16 protein-coding genes are annotated in these 18862 nt (G+C 69.8%); 9 read left to right on the top strand and 7 right to left on the bottom strand.

All coding sequences use genetic code 11. From position 1 onward, the window contains the following. Positions 1-55: 55 nt before the first annotated feature. The 7 genes from ACXAFN_RS03940 (at position 56) to ACXAFN_RS03910 (ending at position 9583) form a co-directional block, all read left to right on the top strand. Positions 56-2650 carry a TRAP transporter permease gene (locus ACXAFN_RS03940; protein WP_474986354.1) on the top strand — a complete coding sequence of 865 codons (2595 nt, stop codon included), beginning with the start codon at positions 56-58 and terminating at the stop codon, positions 2648-2650. A gap of 12 nt (positions 2651-2662) precedes the next feature. Then, on the top strand, positions 2663-3091 hold the full coding sequence (locus tag ACXAFN_RS03935) for a universal stress protein (protein WP_474986353.1): 429 nt from the start codon (positions 2663-2665) through the stop codon (positions 3089-3091). Between the two features lie 250 nt (positions 3092-3341). Then, positions 3342-4157, top strand: a complete 816-nt coding sequence (locus tag ACXAFN_RS03930) for a DUF2189 domain-containing protein (protein WP_474986351.1) — start codon at positions 3342-3344, stop codon at positions 4155-4157. Between the two features lie 103 nt (positions 4158-4260). Continuing rightward, entirely contained in the window at positions 4261-4776 is a 516-nt protein-coding gene (locus ACXAFN_RS03925) for a putative pterin-binding protein (protein WP_474986349.1), read from the top strand. Positions 4777-4794: 18 nt separating this feature from the next. Continuing rightward, positions 4795-6978: an ATP-binding protein gene (locus ACXAFN_RS03920; protein WP_474986348.1), complete on the top strand. Its 2184-nt coding sequence runs from the start codon at positions 4795-4797 to the stop codon at positions 6976-6978. An 84-nt stretch (positions 6979-7062) separates the two neighbouring features. Further along, complete coding sequence (nosP, locus tag ACXAFN_RS03915; protein WP_474986346.1) at positions 7063-8223, top strand: nitric oxide-sensing protein NosP; 1161 nt, start codon at positions 7063-7065, stop codon at positions 8221-8223. Beyond that, complete coding sequence (locus tag ACXAFN_RS03910; RefSeq protein WP_474986344.1) at positions 8207-9583, top strand: sensor histidine kinase; 1377 nt, start codon at positions 8207-8209, stop codon at positions 9581-9583. Before nosP ends, ACXAFN_RS03910 begins: the two co-directional genes overlap by 17 nt. On the opposite strand, the gene ACXAFN_RS03905 is transcribed toward ACXAFN_RS03910, so the two are convergent. Further along, a complete protein-coding gene (locus ACXAFN_RS03905) occupies positions 9568-10260 on the bottom strand; it encodes a response regulator (RefSeq protein ID WP_474986343.1) in 693 nt (230 codons plus the stop codon). The two genes, ACXAFN_RS03910 and ACXAFN_RS03905, sit on opposite strands and share 16 nt — an antisense overlap. A gap of 138 nt (positions 10261-10398) precedes the next feature. Between ACXAFN_RS03905 and exaC the strand changes: the two genes are divergently transcribed. Beyond that, on the top strand, positions 10399-11919 hold the full coding sequence (gene exaC / locus ACXAFN_RS03900; RefSeq protein WP_474986341.1) for an acetaldehyde dehydrogenase ExaC: 1521 nt from the start codon (positions 10399-10401) through the stop codon (positions 11917-11919). A gap of 67 nt (positions 11920-11986) precedes the next feature. On the opposite strand, the gene ACXAFN_RS03895 is transcribed toward exaC, so the two are convergent. The 5 genes from ACXAFN_RS03895 to ACXAFN_RS03875 all read right to left on the bottom strand — a co-directional run bounded on the left by ACXAFN_RS03895 (position 11987) and on the right by ACXAFN_RS03875 (position 17197). Further along, positions 11987-12355 (bottom strand): DOPA 4,5-dioxygenase family protein, encoded by a 369-nt coding sequence (locus tag ACXAFN_RS03895; protein ID WP_474986339.1) that lies wholly within the window; start codon positions 12353-12355, stop codon positions 11987-11989. 30 nt (positions 12356-12385) lie between these two features. Then, positions 12386-12883 carry a TlpA disulfide reductase family protein gene (locus ACXAFN_RS03890; protein WP_474986337.1) on the bottom strand — a complete coding sequence of 166 codons (498 nt, stop codon included), beginning with the start codon at positions 12881-12883 and terminating at the stop codon, positions 12386-12388. A 7-nt stretch (positions 12884-12890) separates the two neighbouring features. After that, positions 12891-14132 (bottom strand): HD-GYP domain-containing protein, encoded by a 1242-nt coding sequence (locus ACXAFN_RS03885; protein ID WP_474986335.1) that lies wholly within the window; start codon positions 14130-14132, stop codon positions 12891-12893. Between the two features lie 144 nt (positions 14133-14276). Beyond that, positions 14277-16328: a choline BCCT transporter BetT gene (gene betT, locus ACXAFN_RS03880; RefSeq protein WP_474986334.1), complete on the bottom strand. Its 2052-nt coding sequence runs from the start codon at positions 16326-16328 to the stop codon at positions 14277-14279. Positions 16329-16513: 185 nt separating this feature from the next. Beyond that, positions 16514-17197, bottom strand: a complete 684-nt coding sequence (locus ACXAFN_RS03875) for a Spy/CpxP family protein refolding chaperone (protein WP_474986332.1) — start codon at positions 17195-17197, stop codon at positions 16514-16516. A 216-nt stretch (positions 17198-17413) separates the two neighbouring features. Between ACXAFN_RS03875 and ACXAFN_RS03870 the strand changes: the two genes are divergently transcribed. Next, the gene (locus ACXAFN_RS03870) at positions 17414-18004 is read left to right on the top strand and encodes a LysE family translocator (protein ID WP_474986330.1); all 591 of its coding nucleotides are present in this window, start codon (positions 17414-17416) and stop codon (positions 18002-18004) included. On the opposite strand, the gene ACXAFN_RS03865 is transcribed toward ACXAFN_RS03870, so the two are convergent. Then, entirely contained in the window at positions 17989-18822 is an 834-nt protein-coding gene (locus ACXAFN_RS03865) for an AraC family transcriptional regulator (protein ID WP_474986328.1), read from the bottom strand. The genes ACXAFN_RS03870 and ACXAFN_RS03865 overlap by 16 nt on opposite strands. Positions 18823-18862: the final 40 nt, after the last annotated feature.

Here is an 18862-nt window from a genome sequence, read left to right as displayed (position 1 = left end):
AGCCGCCGGTATCGTGCGCTCCCGATGAGAGTTCGACGACAAGCAGGGCACGCTTATGACGGAAGACAACAAGAGGGCACCGGGTGCCGGGGCCGACCTGGAGGACATGGTCGCCTCGAGCGATACCGGCGCACGCAAACCGGCCGGAACGCCGGGCAAGCTGCTGGTCGGCATCGCCGCGGTCTGGTCGCTCTTCCAGCTGTGGATCGCCTCGCCGATCCCTTTCATGCTGGGCTTCGGGGTCTTCAACGCCACCGAGGCGCGCTCCATTCATCTGGCCTTCGCGCTGTTCCTGGCCTACATGGCCTATCCGGCGCTCAAGCGCTCCCCGCGTGACCGTATTCCGCTGACGGACTGGGTGCTGGCCGCCGCCGCGGCGTTCTGCGGGGCCTACATGTTCATGTTCTACGAACAGCTGGCGCAGCGCCCCGGCGCACCGATCACCCAGGACGTGATCGTCGGCGTGATCGGCATCGTGCTGCTGCTCGAGGCCACGCGCCGCGCCCTGGGCCCGCCGCTGATGATCGTGGCCCTGGTGTTCCTCGTCTATAGCCTGGCCGGGCCCTGGATGCCGGGCATCCTGGCCCACGGTGGCGTCAGCCTCAATGGCCTGGTCAACCACCAGTGGCTGACCACCCAAGGGGTGTTCGGCATCGCCCTGGGCGTGTCGACGAGTTTCGTGTTCCTGTTCGTGCTGTTCGGCGCCCTGCTCGACAAGGCCGGGGCCGGCAACTACTTCATCAAGGTGGCCTTCTCGCTGCTCGGCCACTATCGCGGCGGGCCGGCCAAGGCCGCCGTGGTGGCCTCCGGCATGACCGGGCTGATCTCCGGCTCCTCGATCGCCAACGTGGTGACCACCGGCACCTTCACCGTGCCGATGATGAAGCGCGTCGGCTTTCCCGCCGAGAAGGCCGGGGCGGTGGAGGTGGCCTCCTCGGTCAACGGTCAGATCATGCCCCCGGTGATGGGGGCCGCGGCCTTCCTGATGGTCGAGTACGTGGGCATCTCCTACGTGGAGGTGATCAAGCATGCCTTCCTGCCGGCGCTGATCTCCTATATCGCGCTGGTCTACATCGTTCACCTCGAGGCGCTCAAGGCCAACATGCAGGGCCTTCAGAGCAGCAACCCGGCCAAGCCGTTGCTGCGCAAGGTGGTGGGCTTCCTGGCCGGTCTGTTGCTGATGATGATCACGGCGCTGGTGGTCTACTACGGCCTGGGTTGGCTCAAGCCGGTGCTCGGCGGCGCCACGCCCTGGGTGGTGGCCGTGGTGCTGGCGGCGGTCTATGTGGGGCTGCTCAAGGTGGCCGCGAGCTATCCCGAGCTGGAACTTGACGACCCTAACGAGCCGGTCTACACGCTGCCGCAGACTCGCCCCACGGTGATGGTCGGGCTGCAGTATCTGCTGCCGGTCATCGTGCTGATCTGGTGCCTGATGGTGGAACGCCTGTCGCCGGGGCTGTCGGCCTTCTGGGCCACCGTGTTCATGATCTTCATCATGGTCACCCAGCGGCCGATCACCGCGCTGTTCCGTCATCGCAGCAACTTGGCGGAGGACTTCCGCGAGGGCCTGGTCGACCTGTGGGAAGGCCTGGTGGGCGGCGCTCGCAACATGATCGGCATCGGCATCGCCACGGCCACCGCCGGCATCATCGTCGGTGCCGTTTCCCAGACCGGCGTGGGCCTGGTGCTGGCCGACGTGGTGGAGATCCTCTCCATGGGCAACCTGCTGCTGATCCTGCTGTTCACCGCGGTGCTCAGCCTGATCCTCGGCATGGGGCTGCCCACCACCGCCAACTACATCGTGGTATCGGCCCTGCTGGCGCCGGTGATCGTCCAGCTGGGCGAGCAGAACGGCCTGCTGGTGCCGCTGATCGCGGTGCACCTGTTCGTGTTCTACTTCGGCATCATGGCCGACGTGACACCGCCGGTGGGGCTGGCCTCGTTCGCCGCGGCGGCGGTGTCCGGAGGCGACCCGATCCGCACCGGCTTCCAGGCCTTCTACTACAGCCTGCGCACGGCGGCCCTGCCGTTCCTGTTCATCTTCAACACCGACCTGCTGCTGATCGACGTCTCGCCGTTGCAGGGCGTGCTGGTGTTCGTGGTGGCCACGGTGGCGATGTTGATCTTCGCCGCCGCGACCCAGGGCTTCATGGTGACCCGCAACCGCTGGTACGAATCCCTGCTGCTGCTGCTGGTGGCCTTCACGCTGTTCCGCCCGGGGTTCTGGATGGACATGATCCATGACCCCTACCGGGACGTGCCGCCGGCCCAGTTCGTCGAGGCGCTGGGCAGCGCGGATGCGGACTCCACGCTGCGGATCCAGATCAGCGGCCTGGACGCCTACGGCGATCCGATGACCACCTACATGACCCTGCCGGTGCCGGAAGGCGAGACCGGCGAGGACCGCCTGTCGAACCTGGGGCTGATGCTGCGGGTAGAGGACGACCAGGCGATCGTCGACATGGTGACCTTCGGCAGCGAGGCGGCCAAGCTCGGCTTCGACTTCGACCAGGAGATCATCCAGGTGCAGGCGCCGGTGGATCGCTGGACCAAGGAATGGATGTGGATTCCCGCCTTCCTGGTGCTCGGCCTGGTGGTGATGCTGCAGCGACGGCGCCGCCAGCGCGGCGGCGATCCGGTCTCGGCCTGATGGAGGTGACCCATGTATAGCAAGATCCTGTTGCCGGTGGACCTCAACGAGGAAGCCTCCTGGGCCAAGGCGCTGCCCACGGCGCTGGCGCTGTGCAAGAGCTTCGGCGCCTCGCTGCACGTGGTGACGGTGTTGCCCGACTACCGCATGCCGCTGGTGGGGGCCTACTTCCCCGAGGACTTCGCCAGCAAGGCCCACGAGGCGGTGACCCAGGCGCAGCACGAATTCATCCAGCAGCACGTGCCCGAGGATGTCCAGGTGCAGAGCGTGATCGTCGACGGCTCGCCCTGGGAGGCGATCATCAAGGCGGCCGGCAAGCTCGGCGCCGACCTGATCGTCATGGCCTCCCACAACAAGCGCAAGTTCGCTGATTACGTGCTCGGGCCCAACGCCGAGCATGTGGTGCATCACAGCAAGGTCTCGGTGATGATCGTGCGCTGACGGCCGTTGCCGTCGTCTCCCGACGCCCACGCCCCCTCTCGCCGGGGGCGTGGGCGTCTGCGTTGGGAGCGTGTCGGCAGCGTGGAGAGGACGTGATGCCCGTCACGGCGGGATGGCCCCGGAGCGACTAGAGTAACCAGGTGTCAGGGCGGGCCCTCGCGGCTCGCGGCCCGAGACCCGGAACGGGGCCGATCCGGCCCGTCCGGGACGGCCCGCCCGGGATTCCATCGTCGGCAACGGGGGTGTCACCATGAACGCAGCAGCCACCAAGAGCGGCGGTCAGCCGGATTCCCGGGTGCGTATCCACATTCGTCCGGTCGGCATGGACAGGCCTCGTGCCTGGCTGGCGGCCGGTATCGAGGACTTTCGCCGTGCCACGGCGGTGAGCCTGGCCTATGGCCTGTTCTGGGTCGGCCTGAGCATCGCCATCACCGTCGGCGCCTTGACCCTGGGACTCTGGCACTGGCTGTTGCCGCTGATCGCCGGCTTCATGTTCGTCGGTCCGCTGGTGGCGGTGGGCTCCTACGGCATCAGCCGCGCCCTGGAGGCCGGTCGCGAGCCGACCCTGGGCGATGCCTTCGGGGCCTGGCGGGACCACGTCGGCCAGCTGGCGATGATCGGCGTGATGCTGACGTTGATCCTGATGGCCTGGTTCAACATCGCGATGCTGCTGTTCGCCCTGTTCTTCGGGCTCGGCGCGCCCGACCCGGCCACCCTCTACCTGGCCCTTGTGACCACCCCCGAGGGGCTCGCCATGCTGGCGGTGGGGACGGCGGTCGGGGCGGTGCTGGCCTTCGGGGCCTTCACCGTCAGCGTGGTGGCCATTCCCACCCTGATGGACCAGGACCTGACCTTCATGGAGGGCATAGAGGCCAGCGTGCGCTCGGTGGCCCGCAATGTCCGCCCGATGCTGCTGTGGGCCGCCATCATCACCGGCTGCGTGATCGTCGGGGTGGCTACCTTCTATATCGGCCTGGCCCTGATCCTGCCGGTGCTCGGCCATGCCAGCTGGCATGCCTATGAGGACCTGGTGCGCATCGACGATGGAGCGGCGGAGGCGGCCTGAGCCGGCCCGGCGCCGGGGAGGCGGGTCCGTTGGCCGCGGTGCCTGACCGTGACCGGGGTTTCGAGTACCCTTGGCGACGAGACTGCCAAAGCGGAGCCCAAGCATGCGCGTCCGACGCCTCCCGATCCTGTTCCTCGGCCTGCTGACCTGCCTGGTCGCGGCGGGCGTGGCGCATTCGGCGCCACTCGCCGACCCCCAAGGCCCCATCCTGTTGACCGTCAGCGGTGATATCACGCGCACCAACGGCGATGGCGTGGCGCGCTTCGATCGCGCCATGCTCGAGGCCCTGCCGTCGCGGACCATCGAGACCCGCACGCCCTGGCACGAGCGGAGGGGCCGCTTCGAGGGGCCGCTGGCCCAGGCGCTGCTCGAGGCGGTGGGAGCCCGGGGCGACTGGGTCCGGGTGGTGGCCCTCAACGGCTTCGAGGCCGAGGTGCCGGTCAGCGACTTTTCCCGCTATGGCGTCATCCTGGCGATGAAGCGCAACGGCGAGATCATGCCGATACGCCGCTTCGGTCCCCTGTTCGTGCTCTATCCCTTCGATGCCCGCCCCGAGCTGCTCACCGAGGCGATACGCTTCCGCTCGGTGTGGCAGGTGAGCCGCATCCAGGTCCACTGATCGCCGAGGAGAGGCCTGGTGCGCCACTATCCGCTGCGTCTCAAGTTCGGCGTCATCGCGACCCTGCTGCTGTTCGTCGCCGCCATCCTGGTGGTCGGGCTGGTCGCCTGGCGGCAGGACAGCCTGGTCTGGCGGGTCGGCGAGGACACCGTCTGGCATGCCTACAAGCTCGACCGCGACGCCGTCGAGCTGCGCAGCTACCTGGCCCTCAGCGAGCCGGGCCCCGAGGTGCTCGACCAGGTGCGGCTGCGCTTCGAGCTGCTCTACAGCCGCTTGACGCTGATGCGCGGCGGCGAGGTCACCGAGCTCATTCGCGGCATTCCCGGCACCGACCGCCTGGTCGACGAGATCGAGGCGCACCTGGAGGCACTGGATGCGCACCTGCGCCACCTGGACACCTTGGACGATGCCTCCCGCAAGGCGCTGATCCAGCGCCTGGGGGAGCTCGATGGGCCGGCGGAACGCCTGATCATCACCATCAACGGCCATCTGGCCCAGGCCGAGACCCAGGAGCGGGAGCGCCTGCAATGGCTCTACGGCCTGTTGCTGGCGCTGATCATGGGCATGAGCGTGGCGGCCATGCTGGTGGTGGCCTTCCTGGTGCGGGAGGCGCGCGACAACGCCGCCGCTCGTCGCGCCCTGGAGGGGCTCAGCGTCGAGCTGGAGACCACCGCACGCCGCGCCGAGTCGGCGAGCCAGGCCAAGTCGGAGTTCCTGGCCACGGTCAGTCACGAGATTCGCACCCCCCTCAACGGGGTGATCGGCATGAGCGACCTGCTGGTGGAGCAGCCGCTGCCCGACCAGGCCCGCCACTATGCCGATACCATCCACGAGAGTGCTCGCCGCCTGATGGAGCTGATCAATGACATCCTGGATTTCTCCAAGATCGAGGCCGGTCGCCTGGAGCTGGAGGCCCGGGCGCTGTCATTGAGCGACCTGGTGAACGGCGCGGTATCGTTGTTTCGCCCCCAGGCCGGGGCGCGCGGGCTGTGGCTCGAGATCGACCTGGACCCGTCGCTGCCGCCGCGCATCGTCAGCGATCCCGGGCGGCTGCGCCAGGTGCTGCTGAACCTGCTGTCCAATGCCGTCAAGTTTACCGAGGAGGGCGGCGTGCGCATCGAGGTCGCCCGAGACGGCGAACAGACGCTGCGCATGGCGGTGGTCGATACCGGCTGCGGCATCTCGCTCGACAAGCAGCCGCGGCTGTTCGAGCCCTTCCATCAGGGCGATCCCGGCACGGCGCGCCGCTTCGGCGGCAGCGGCCTGGGGCTGGCGATCAGCAAGCGGCTGGTGGAGGCACTGGGCGGCGAGATCGGCGTCGACAGCCGGCCCGGGGAAGGCTGCCGAAGCTGGTTTCGCCTGCCGCTCGTCGAGGCCACGACGGCCATCGACGACGACGAGGAAGACCCCGTCCACCGCGCCGCGCCGTCTCTGGGCGAGGCCCGCCTGCTGGTGGTCGAGGACAATCCGGTCAACCAGCAGGTGGCCCTGGCGATGCTGACCAAGCTGGGGTGTCGTCCCAGCCTGGCGAGCTCCGGCGCCGAGGCCCTGGAGAGCGTCGCGGAGGAGCGCTTCGACCTGATCTTCATGGACGTGCAGATGCCGGACCTGGACGGGCTGGAGGTCACCCGACGGATTCGCGCCGGCGGCGGCTGGCTTTCGGAGGTGCCGATCGTGGCGATGACCGCGGGGGGACCGATGGGGGATCAGGCCCGCTGTCTGGCCGCCGGAATGACCGGCTACCTGGCCAAGCCGCTGCTGCAGGCGTCGCTGCTCAAGGTGCTGCATCGTCATCTGTCGGCGCCCCCCGGCGTCGCGGCGGCCTCGACGGGGCGTTCCGCCCGGGCGATCGGGGAGACGCAACTGGTGGACGCCGAGATCCTGCGTGACCTGCAGGACAGCCTGGGCGGCCCAGGGCTGGTGGCGCTGGTGGCGAGGTATCGCCACGACGCCCGAGCGTGCCTCGAGGCCCTGGCGGAGGCGCTGGCGAGCGGCGAGGCGTCCTCGGCCCAGCGCCTGGCCCACCAGCTCAAGGGCGAGTCGGCCACCCTCGGCGCGGTCAAGGTCGCCGGCCTGGCGACCCGCCTCGAGCGCGCCGCCCGGGACGATCGACTGGCGGGCGGCGAGGAGACGCTGGCGCGGTTGCACGAGCGGCTGGCCGAGACCCTCGAGCTCCTGGAGCGCGAGGCCGAGAGATCCTGAGGCGGGCCCACCGGTCGTCGGCCCCTGGACTTGGGGCGTGGCCGGTCGGCGCCTACACTGCGAGCAACGTCGCCGGAGACCGTCATGTCCGATGCCCATGCGCCGCCGCCTGTCCTTGCCTCACCGCGGACGGCCGCCAGTGACAGCGCCGACCCCGAGTGCGCCGCCGCCGAGCTGGCCGCGGCGCTGGCCGGACCGGAGCTCGGCTTCGTGCTGTTCTTCTGCAGCGCCGATTACCCGCTGGCGGCCCTTGGTGAGGCCCTGGAGCGCGCCTTCGCGAAGGTCCCGCTGGCCGGCTGCACCACCGCCGGGGAGATCACCCCGGCGGGCTACGGTCGCGGCTGCATCGTGGCCATCGGCTTCGATCACGGCGATTTCGCCATCGCCTGCGCGCGGATCGACGACCTCGAGGCCTTCGCGCTGCCCCAGGCACAGCGGCTGGTCGATGGCCTGCTCGCCGACTGCCGCCGCCAGGCGCCCCCCGAGGACGCCCGGCCCTTCGTGCTCACGCTGCTGGATGGCCTGTCCAGCAGCGAGGAGCAAGTGCTGGCGACCCTCGAGGCGGCACTCGGGGGAATTCCCAGCTTCGGCGGCTCCGCCGGCGACGACAATCGGCTGAGCCACACCCATGTCTATGCCGATGGCGCCTTTCATAGTGCCTCGGCGGTGGTGGTGATGGTCGCCAGTCGTCGGCCCTTCGAGGTCTTCACCACCCACCACCTGCGCCCGCGGCGCGAGAAGCTGGTGGTCACCGCGGTGGACCGCGAGCGGCGGCGGGTCCTGGAACTCAATGCCGCGCCCGCCGCCGAGGAGTACGCGCGCCTGGTGGGACGGCCGGTGGAGGCGCTGGATGCCGAGGTCTTCGCCCGCCATCCGCTGGCGGTGCGCATCGGCGAGGCCCACTATGTGCGCTCGATCCAGCGGGTCGATGACGACGGCGGCCTGCGTTTCTACTGCGCGGTGGAGAACGGCATCGTGCTGACCGCCATGCGGCCGGCCCCGATGCTCGAGGAGCTGGCCGGGGTGCTGGAGGGCCTGGAACGGCGCCTCGGCCCGCCGGCGCTGATCCTCGGCTGCGACTGCTTCCTGCGGCGTCTGGAGCTGGAGGCGCGCGGCCGGGTGGACGCCGCCTCGCGGCTACTGGCCGAGGCCCGGGTGGTGGGCTTCAACACCTACGGCGAGCAGCACCAGGGGATGCACATCAACCAGACCTTCACCGGAGTGGCGATTGGATCTCGGGGCTGAGCCGCCGGCCTTCGAGCCCGCCAACGAGCGCGAACGGGCGCTGGCGGAGGAGAATGCCCGTCTGCGGCGCATCTGCGGCGCGCTGATCGAGCGGGTGGAGTCCGCCGGCATGGCCGGCGGCGCCCCCTATGGTGCCTTCGAGCACGCGGTGCTGCTGGCCGAGCAGGTCCGCGAGCGCACCGACAGCCTGCATCGCACTCTCGACGCCCTGGGCGAGGCCAACGCTCGCCTGGAGGAGGCCAGGGCCGAGGCGGAGGCGGCCAACCGCTCCAAGACCCGCTTCCTGGCGGCGGTGAGCCACGACCTGCTGCAGCCCCTCAATGCCGCCCGACTGTTCGCCAGCGCCCTGGCCGACCAGCCGCTGCCCGAGGAGGGCGCTCGGCTGGTCGGCCACATCGGCCGCTCGCTCAAGGACGTCGAGGCCCTGCTGGGGACCCTGGTGGACATCTCGCGCTTGGATGCCGGGGTGCTCACCCCGGACGTGGTCGCCTTTCCGGTCGCCGAGCTGCTCGACGTGCTCGCCGAGGAATATCGCCAGCTGGCCGGTGCCCGGGGGCTGTCGCTGTGCTACGTGCCGAGCTCGGCGGTGGTTCGCTCCGACCTGTCGCTGCTCGCCCGGGTGGTGCGCAACTTCCTCACCAACGCGGTGCGCTACACCGAGCGGGGCCGCCTGCTGCTGGGCTGCCGGCGCCGCCCCGATGGCCTCGAGATTCTGGTCGGCGACACCGGGCCGGGCATCGACGCGGACCAGCAGGCGGCGATCTTCCTCGAGTTCCGCCGCGCCGTGGCACGCCCCGAGGGCGCGGATCGTGGCCTCGGGCTGGGCCTGGCGATCGTCGATCGCATCGCCACCATGCTCGACCATCCGCTGGGCCTCGTCTCGCACCCGGGGCGGGGAGCGCTGTTCTCGATCCGGGTGCCCTACGGGCGGCAACGGGAGGCGCCGGCCCAGCCCGACCCACCACCCGGCGCGGAGGGCCTGGCCGGGATGCGCCTCTGGGTGCTCGACGACGATCCGGCGATCCTCGACGGCATGGCGGCGCTGCTGGAAGGCTGGGGCTGTCGAGTGCGTTGCGCGTCGACGCCGGCCGTACTGGAGGCGCTGAGCCGCCGGGAAGGCGCCGACATGCTGCTGGTGGACTATCACCTGGCCCCGGGGGATCCCGATGGGCTCGCCGTGGCGGACCGGCTATGCGCGGGCCAGCCGGGTCTTGGCGTGGTGCTGATCACCGCCAACCACGACGGCGAGCTCAAGCAGCGGGCGCGTGAGCGTGGCTATGATTGCCTGCTCAAGCCGGTCAAGCCGCTGCGTCTGCGGGTACTCCTGGCCCACCGGCGCGAGCGTCACGCCCGGCGCTGACGGAGGGCCAGCTGGGCGGCGAGCTCGTCGCGGTCGGCGGCGAGGACGGCCTGGATCCGGGTGTCGACGTCGAGCTTGCGCAGGATGGCCGAGACGTGGGTCTTGACGGTGGTCTCGGCGATCTCGAGGTCGCGGGCGATCACCTTGTTGGCGTCGCCGCGCACCAGGCGGTCGAGCACCTCGAGCTGCTTGTCGGTGAGGGCGTCGAGCGGGGAAGTGGCCCCCGGCGTCGTGGGCGGCGACGAGGGCATGGCGGGCTCGGTGCGTGGCGAGGGCGGCCGGCGCATGACGTCCGGCGGCAGGTAGACCTGGCCCGCCAGCACCCGCTCCAGGGCCGCGACCAGGGCCTCGCGGGGCGTGGACTTGGGAATGTAGCCCACCGCGCCCAGGCCGATGGCCTCGAGGACGGTGGCGCGTCCGCTCTCGGCGGAGACCACCACCACCGGCAGGGTGGGATGCGCCTCGCGCAGCCGTTCGAGTCCGGCCATGCCCTCGGCATCGGGGAGCCCCAGGTCGAGCAGCAGCAGGTCGAGCTCCTCCTCGTCCGCGGCCAGCGCCAGGGCGGTGCCCAGGCTGTCGGCCTCCAGCAGTCGGCAATCGGGCAAGCCGGCGCGTATCGCGCCGCCGATGGCCTCGCGAAACAGCGGATGGTCGTCGGCCACCATCAGGGTGTACATGCATGGCTCCTTGGATCGCGACGCCCTCTCTCCTACCGAAGGAGGAGGCATTCTCCTGCCTCCGCAGTATGTCCCACGCGCCGGCGCTGGCCAAGACTGGGTGGGTACTCACATAACCACAACAGCAGGAGGCACGCCATGATCTACGCCAATCCCGGAAGCCCCGATGCCGTCGCCAGCTTCGAGCCGCGCTACGGCAACTACATCGGCGGCGAGTTCGTCGCCCCGGTGAAGGGCCGGTACTTCGACAACGTCAGCCCGGTCAACGGCGAGGCGTTCTGCGAGATCCCCCGCTCCACCGCCGAGGACATCGACAAGGCCCTGGACGCCGCCCATGCCGCGGCGCCGGCCTGGGGCAAGACCTCGGCCACAGAGCGCAGCAACCTTTTGCTCAAGATCGCCCAGCGCATCGAGGACAACATCGAGATGCTGGCCGTCGCCGAGACCTGGGACAACGGCAAGGCGGTGCGCGAGACCCTCAACGCCGACCTGCCGCTGGCGGTGGACCACTTCCGCTACTTCGCCGGCTGCATTCGCGCCCAGGAGGGCACGGCCGCGGACATCGACGCCAACACCGTGGCCTACCACTTCCACGAGCCGCTCGGCGTGGTGGGGCAGATCATCCCCTGGAACTTCCCGATCCTGATGGCCACCTGGAAGCTGGCCCCGGCGCTGGCCGCCGGCAACTGCGTGGTGCTCAAGCCCGCCGAGCAGACCCCGGCCTCGATCCTCAAGGTGATGGAGCTGATCGGCGACCTGCTGCCGCCCGGGGTGGTCAACGTCGTCAACGGCTACGGCGAGGAGGTCGGCCAGGCGCTGGCGACCAGCAAGCGCATCGCCAAGATCGCCTTCACCGGCTCCACGCCGGTGGGCTCGCACATCCTCAAGTGCGCCGCGGAGAACATCATTCCCTCCACCGTGGAGCTCGGCGGCAAGTCGCCGAACATCTACTTCGCCGACATCATGAACGCCGAGCCCGAGTTCATCGACAAGGCCGTCGAAGGGCTGGTGCTGGCCTTCCTCAACCAGGGCGAGGTCTGCACCTGCCCGTCGCGGGCGCTGATCCAGGAGTCGATGTACGACGATTTCATGGCCAGGGTGATCGAGCGCACCCGGGCGATCAAGCGCGGCAACCCCCTGGACACCGAGGTCCAGGTCGGCGCCCAGGCCAGCCAGGAGCAGTTCGACAAGATCATGTCCTACATGGACGTGGCCCGGGAGGAGGGCGCCGAGTTCCTGACCGGCGGCGGCAAGGAGAGCTTCGACCCGGCCTACGACAACGGCTATTACATCCAGCCGACCCTGCTCAAGGGGCACAACAAGATGCGCGTCTTCCAGGAAGAGATCTTCGGTCCGGTGGTGGGCGTGACCACCTTCCGGGACGAGGAAGAGGCGCTGGCGATCGCCAACGACACCGAGTTCGGCCTCGGCGCCGGGGTGTGGAGCCGCGACATGAACGTGGCCTTCCGCATGGGGCGCGGCATCCAGGCCGGCCGGGTGTGGACCAACTGCTACCACCAGTACCCGGCCCACGCCGCCTTCGGCGGCTACAAGAAGTCCGGGGTCGGCCGCGAGACCCACAAGCTGGCCCTCGAGCACTACCAGCAGACCAAGAACCTGCTGGTCAGCTACGACAGCAACCCGCTCGGTTTCTTCTGACCGCCCGCCATCCCGACGCACCAGGGGGCGCGACCTGAGTCGCGCCCCCTCGCGCTTACGCGTTCGCTCAGGCGCCGAAGGCGCTCAGGTCCAGGGGGTGGCTGTGGCCCAGCCACATCGCGCCCTGGGTATGGTCGAACAGGTCGTCGTCGGTGCCCAGGTGCACGAAGACGTCCAGCTCGCCGCGATTCAGCGCCAGCCAGGGCACCAGCTCGGCGAAGACCGCCGGGGCGAAGGACAGCTGGCAGCTCCACAGCGGATGGGGCCCCACCGGACGCTCGTGGAAGCGCCCCACCCGGATGTCGAAGCGCGCGGCGGCCGCCTCGGCGACCCGCCGCGCCTCGGCCAGGCCGGCGGCGTCGCGGTAGTAGAGATGGGCGTGGTAGTAGCGGATGGTCGATGGGGGGTGAGGCTCGGGGGGCGTGGTCGTGGGCATCAGGCTCTCCGGGAGGATGGATGGGAGGCGCTATCGTCCGGCGCTGTCGGCCGCGAGCTCCGTCTCGCGGAGCAGGGCACCCAGCTCCGCGCCGAGCAGCAGGTCATCCTCGATGCCGAAGATCCGGCGCCTCAATCGTCCATGCCCATCATACAGCAGCGTGCTGGGCGTGCCCTCGAGGGCATAGGCGCGCATGGTGAGGGGGCGTGGGTCGCCGTCCCGGCCGGGGGCATCGATGGCCACCGGGAAGTCGATCCGGAACTCCTCGAGGAAGACGGCCAGCGCCTCCGGGCGCATCGCCGCATGGTGCTCGAAGACGCAGTGCAGGCCGAGCACGCTCAGCGGGGCATCCGCGAAGGCCCGGGCGACGCGCTGGACCTGGGGCAGGCCATGCAGCACGCAGCCCGGGCACAGCATCTGGAAGGCATGCAGCAGCACCACCCGGCCGTGCAGGTCCGACAGGAACAGCTGCCCCGGGCCGTTCAGCCATCGCTCTACCCGCCAGTCGGGCGCCGTGTCGCGGGTCATGGTCCGGTCATCCTCCGGGCAGCGGCAGGTCCTCCAGCTCGACCCCGTAGGCGCCCGGCGGCAGTGCCTGCTCCACCGAGAGCGGGAAGCCGCCCGGGGGCGTCCCGGCGAGGTCGACCAGGGTCGTGGGCATCGCGGCCTTGCGTTCGTCCAGCCGCACCAGTACCTGCGGCCGGAGCGGCTGATCGGGGGCCTGCGCGACCACGATGCCGACCATGCCGTTGTTGAGCTCGACCAGGGTGCCGAGCGGGTAGGGGCCGGTCCAGTCGATGAAGCGGTCGACCAGCCGCCCATCGAAGAGGCGATGCCGGCCCTGGTGGAGGATCCACAGGGCCTCGGTCGCCGGTCGCGCCGGGCTGTAGACGCGGTCGCTGCCGATGGCGTCGTAGGTGTCGACGATGGCCAGTATCCGGGCGGCCTCGCCGATGTCCCTGGCCGGCTTGCCCCGGGGGTAACCGCTGCCGTCGAGGCGCTCGTGGTAGTCCCGGCAGGCGAGCTTGACCGCGGTGGGCAGGTGCGGGTCGTGCTCGAGCATGGCGTAGCCATGCCGCACATGGCCCTGGACGTGGGCGAATTCCTCCTCGGTGAGCGGGCCGGGCTTGTCGAGTATCGCCTGGTCGAGGCGCATCTTGCCCACGTCGTGCAGCAGCCCGGCGAGCCCCAGCTCCTCGAGCCGTGGACGCGTGTGGCCCAGATGCCGGCCGAAGGCCATGGCGAGAATGGCGACGTTGAGGCCGTGCTCCAGCCGATAGGCGACCCGGTGCTTGAGGCGCGTCAGCCAGACCAGGGTGTCGGGGACCGTCTCCAGGGAGGCGATGAGCCGGCCGATCTCCCGCTGCAGGGTCGGCAGGCGCCGATACCAGTCATGCTCGTCGCGCATCAGGCGCTGCAGGGTGCGCTGGGTCTTGCGGTACAGCTGCGCGGCGTGGCGCACCTCGCGGGAGTCGTGGGGCGCGGCGATCGGGGGCTGTCGTCGCGCATCGCGCATGGGCACGAGCTCGGCGAGGTCCGGCGGGCTCTGCAGGGCGGACAGGATCGTCTGTACCTGCGGCCGGGAGCGCTGGGGGTCGACATAGACCGAACGGCAGTAGCTGCGCAGCCGGCGCAGGTCGGATCGGCCCCGCGTCAACAGGTGCGGCGGCACCATCCAGGGGCGATCGAGGGCGGCGATGTACATGCCGTTCTCGAGCAGGCTGACGGGCACCTCGACCAGGCGCCCGTCGCTCGGCGGTTCGGTGGGGCGTTGCATGACGCTGTCTCCGGCAGTCATGGCCTGGAATCAGGTATAGACCATCTGCCGGGTGGCGACATGGGCGATATGCCCGGGACGTGTCGCTACCCACGACAGCGGCGACCCGTCGGGTCGCCGCTGTCATTCAGGGCTTGGCGTGCCTCAGGCCGGGTTGAGGTCCTGGGGCGGTTCGCCCACCGAGCCCGGCATCGCCTGGACGTGGCCGACGTCCTGGTCGGCCAGCACCAGGAAGTGCAGGTGACGCTCGTATTCGGAGAGCACGTCGCCGATCACCTGGCCGCGGGTATAGCCGTTGAGGTCCTTGTCCAGCCCGCCCTCGTTGAGATAGACGTCGAGGCGCACGTAGTAGTCGTCGTCCACCGGCAGGAAGCTCGGGGTGCGCAGGCGATGCGCCCGCACCTGGTAGACGAAGCTGGCGGCATCGTCGAAGTCCACCTGCAGGGTCAGCTGGCGCAGCGGCTCGCCCTCGACCTCCTCCTCGGTCACCGAGGCCTGCTGGCCGCGCTGCTCGAGCTCCTCGGCGAACTGGCGCAGGGCCGGGCGAATGGCGTGTTCCACGGTGGCGGCGGCGCCGGCGCGGTTGGAGGTGTCCAGGGCGCGGTCGAGGCGCTCCCGCCAGTCGCCGCCGGGGGCGGTGCCGCTGACCTGGCGGCGGGCGTCGGCCTTGGTGCTTTCGAGCTTCAGGGCGCGGCTCATGCCGGCCATGATGGCGAAGATCACCAGCGAGAAGGGCAGGGCGGTGATCACCACCGCACTCTGCAGCGCCGACAGGCCGCCGGCCATCAGCAGCGCCACGGTCACCAGGCCGATGGCCGCTGACCAGAAGATGCGCAGGCGGATCGGGGCGTCGTGGTTCACGTCCGAGAGGATGGAGGTGAAGTTGGCTAGCACCAGGGCGCCGGAGTCGGCGGAGGTGATGAAGAACACGATGCCCAGGAGGGTCACCACCGAGGCGGTGATGCCGATGTAGGGATACTGCTCGAGGAAGGTGTAGATGGTGGTCTGCGGCGAGTTGAGTGCCTGCTCGCCCAGCGCGGCGACCCCCTGGTTGGCGACCATCTCGATGCCGCTGTTACCGAAGATCGACATCCAGGCCATCATGAAGCCGAGCGGCAGCAGCAGGGCGCCGAGCACGAACTCGCGGATGGTGCGCCCGCGCGAGATGCGCGCCAGGAACAGGCCGACGAAGGGCGTCCAGGCGATCCACCAGCCCCAGAAGAAGATGGTCCACCAGCCCTTCCACTGCTGGGCGTCGGCGCCTTCGAAGGCGTAGGTGTCGAAGCTGTTGCCGACGAAGCCGCTGAGATAGTCACCGGCGTTGAGCACCAGGGCGTCGAGCAGGTGCAGGGTGTCGCCCTGGAAGAGCACGAACACCAGCAGGGCGGCGGCCAGCGCCATGTTGAACTCGGACAGCCGGCGGATGCCCTTCTCGACCCCGGTCACCACCGAGATGGTGGCCAGTATCACCACCAGCACGATCAGCACCACCTGGGTCGCCAGGCTCTCGGGCACGCCGAACATGAAGGTCAGGCCGTAGTTCAGCTGCATCACGCCGATGCCGAGGCTGGTGGCGATGCCGAACACGGTGGAGATCACCGCGGTGATGTCCACGGCATTGCCGATCGGACCGTTGATGCGCGAGCCGAGCAGCGGGTAGAGGGCGCTGCGGATGGCCAGCGGCAGGCGGTGGCGGTAGCTGAAGTAGGCCAGCGCCATGCCCATCAGCACGTACATGCCCCAGCCGGAGAGCCCCCAGTGGAGGAAGGTCTGGGGCACGGCGGCACGCATCGCCGCCGCACTCTCCGGCGCCATGTCCGGCGGTGCCAGGTAGTGGGACAGCGGCTCGGCCACGCAGAAGAACAGCAGGTCGATGCCGATGCCGGCGGCGAACAGCATCGAGGCCCAGGACACCAGCGAGAACTCGGGACGCGCGTGGTCCGGGCCCAGGCGGATGTTGCCGACCCGCGAGCAGCCGATGGCGACGACGAAGACCAGGTAGGCCACGGCGGCCAGCATGTAGTACCAGCCGAAGGTGTCATTCACCCAGGCCAGGCCGGCGTCGAAAAAGGCGCCGGCCTCCTCGGTGAACGTCATGGTCAGCACCAGGAACACCAGGATGCCTGCCACGCTGCCGTGGAAGACCGTGCGGTTGATCCTGTCCCGTCGTGCGGGGAGGGCGGTGTTATCCGACATTCGCAAGACTCCATGCCGCCGGAGGCGACTCTTTTTTTAAATGAACGTTCAAATAAAATACGCACCTCCTCGTAAGGCTGCAACCCGGAGGCCCGCCTGTGGCGTGTATCACGAAGTAAACTGAGGATTCGGACGCGACGACGCCCGGCCGGGGCCGGGCGTCGAGGGCGAGGGAGGGTGTCGGGTCATTCCGCGGCGGGGGGCGCCTGATCGGGGCCACCGTGCGGCTTGGCGCCGTGATGGTGGCCGGGGCCCCCAGGGTGTCCGCGACCGTCATGGGGCGGGCGCATCGCCTGGCCCAGCTCGGCGAGCTGCTCGTCGGTGAGCAGCTCGGCCAGTCCCGCCCGATGCTCCTCGCGCAGGTCCTGCCAGGCCTGGCGGCGAGCGTCGCGGGAGTCGAAGGACTGCGCCTTCAGCGCCTGGGCCTCCTGCATGAAGGACTGGCGCAATTCGTCGAGGGACTGGCGGGTATCGGCCTCGAGGTCCCAGCCGTCGATCAGCGTATCGACGCGCGCCTCGATGGCCTCTCGGCGCTCGGCGCGATGCTCCTCGCGCAGTTCCCGGCGGGCCTCGTCCAGGGCCGCGCGTTGCTCGTCGCCGAGGATGTCGTCGATCTGCTCGCGGTAGTCCTCGCGCAGTTCGCGCATGGCCTCACGATGCTCCTGCTCGGCCGCCGCGAGGGCCTCGCGGGTCTCGGCGTCGATGCCGGCACGCTCGAAGACGGCCGCGCGCCGCTCGGCATGATGGGTCGGGGAGGCATGGGGCTCGCCCTGGCCGGGGGCGGCAGCGGCCGAGAGCGCCACGGGCGCGATGGCGGCGGCGAGCAGGGCGGGGGCGAACAGCTGGCGGGTCAGGCGTGTCGTCTTCATCTCGGGCAGTCCTTGTGGCCTTGGGTTGACGCTTGCAGTGTCGCCCGGCGTCGTGCAAGGGCCGTGGACCCAGGGTGCAAAGCCGGTGCAAGACGCAAGGTCGCTCGAGGCGAGCGTGGCGAGGGGCCGGCCGGGAGCAATCTCGTTCAATACCCCGCTGCCGTGGCCCACTAGCCTGGCCGGTATCGAAACGAGAGACCGAGGAGACACTCCCCCATGACCCTGACGCTGTCGCTTTCCATGGCCGCCTTCGCCCTGGCGGCTTCCCTGTCCCCCGGCCCGGTGAACCTGGTGGCGCTGAGCGCCGGCACCCGGCATGGCTTTCGGGCCAGCCTGCGCCATGTCACCGGTGCGACGGTCGGCTTCACCCTGCTGCTGTTGCTGGTCGGCCTGGGCCTGCATGAGCTGCTGGTCCGCTGGCCGGGCGTGCTCGATGGGGTGCGCTGGGCCGGCGTGGCCTTCCTGCTCTACATGGCCTGGCGTCTCGCCACGGATGACGGCCGCCTGTCGGGAGAGGTGCCTGGTGCGACACCGTCGTGGTGGGTGGGGGCGACCATGCAGTGGCTCAATCCCAAGGCCTGGATGGCCTCGATGGCGGGCATGGGCGCCTACGCCGCCGGGGGCGAGCCGCGCCTGGTGGCCTGGTTCGCGATCCTGTACTTCGTGATCTGCTATCTGTCGATCGGCTGCTGGGCCTATGCCGGCGCTTACCTGGGACGCTTCCTGGATCGCCCGGCCCGGGTGCGCCGCTTCAATCGCGGTATGGCCATCCTGCTGGCGGCGAGTGCCTGCTACCTGCTGCGATGACCCGCGGCGTATTGCCCCGGCGTGGCGGCCTGAAGGCGCTTGAAGGTGCGCTGGAAGTGCGCCTGGTCGGCGAAACCACAGTCCACCGCGACCTCGGCGATGGGGTGCCCGTCCCGTAGCCGGTGGCGGCCGAGGCGGATGCGCCGGTCGGTGAGGAAGGCATGGGGCGTCAGGCCGAAATGGGCCTTGAAGCGCCGGACCAGGTAGGAGCGGGACAGCCCGGCGGCGCGACAGATGTCATCCAGGCCGATGGCCTCGGTGCAGTGGGCCGCGATGTAGTCCGCCGCACGGCGCAGGGCATGAGGATCGTCGTCCGCCGCCGGTAGCCGCGGGGCGAGCCGACGCTGCATCTCGACCACCAGCGCGGTGGCCTCGGTCTCCCTGGCCAGGCGGCTGGCCGCGGGATCGAAGAGGGTGTCGCAGAGGGCCACCAGGCGCCGATACAGCGCCGGGTGGCGGCTGGAGCGGGCGGTGAAGAGCTGGAGGTCGAGGTGTCCGGGGGCATCGAGCTCGTGCTGCAGGTCGCCTAGCCAGCGGTTGTCCAGGTAGAGCATGTCGTAGGACCAGGGGCGGTCGTCGATGGGGTTGCAGGCATGGACCTCCTCGGGGTTCATGACCACCACGGTGCCCGGCGCGACCGTTTCGGCATGGCCCTGGTTCCAGTAGGTGCTGCAGCCGCCGGTGATGGCGCCGATGGAGAAGGTCTCGTGGCTGTGCCTGTCGTAGCAGACCCGACGGCCGTCCGTGACCCGGCGGGCCTCGAGGAACGGCAGCGCCGGATCGTGCCAGAAGCGCGGGGGATCGTGACGACGGCCCATCTCGGTTCTCCCTGATCGATGAGCGACAGCCTAGGCTTTG

The organism is Halomonas sp. ABH4_019 (genome assembly GCF_056159885.1).
The sequence above is the reverse complement of the archived record's forward strand: the minus strand, read 5'-3'. Positions and strand labels throughout refer to the sequence as shown.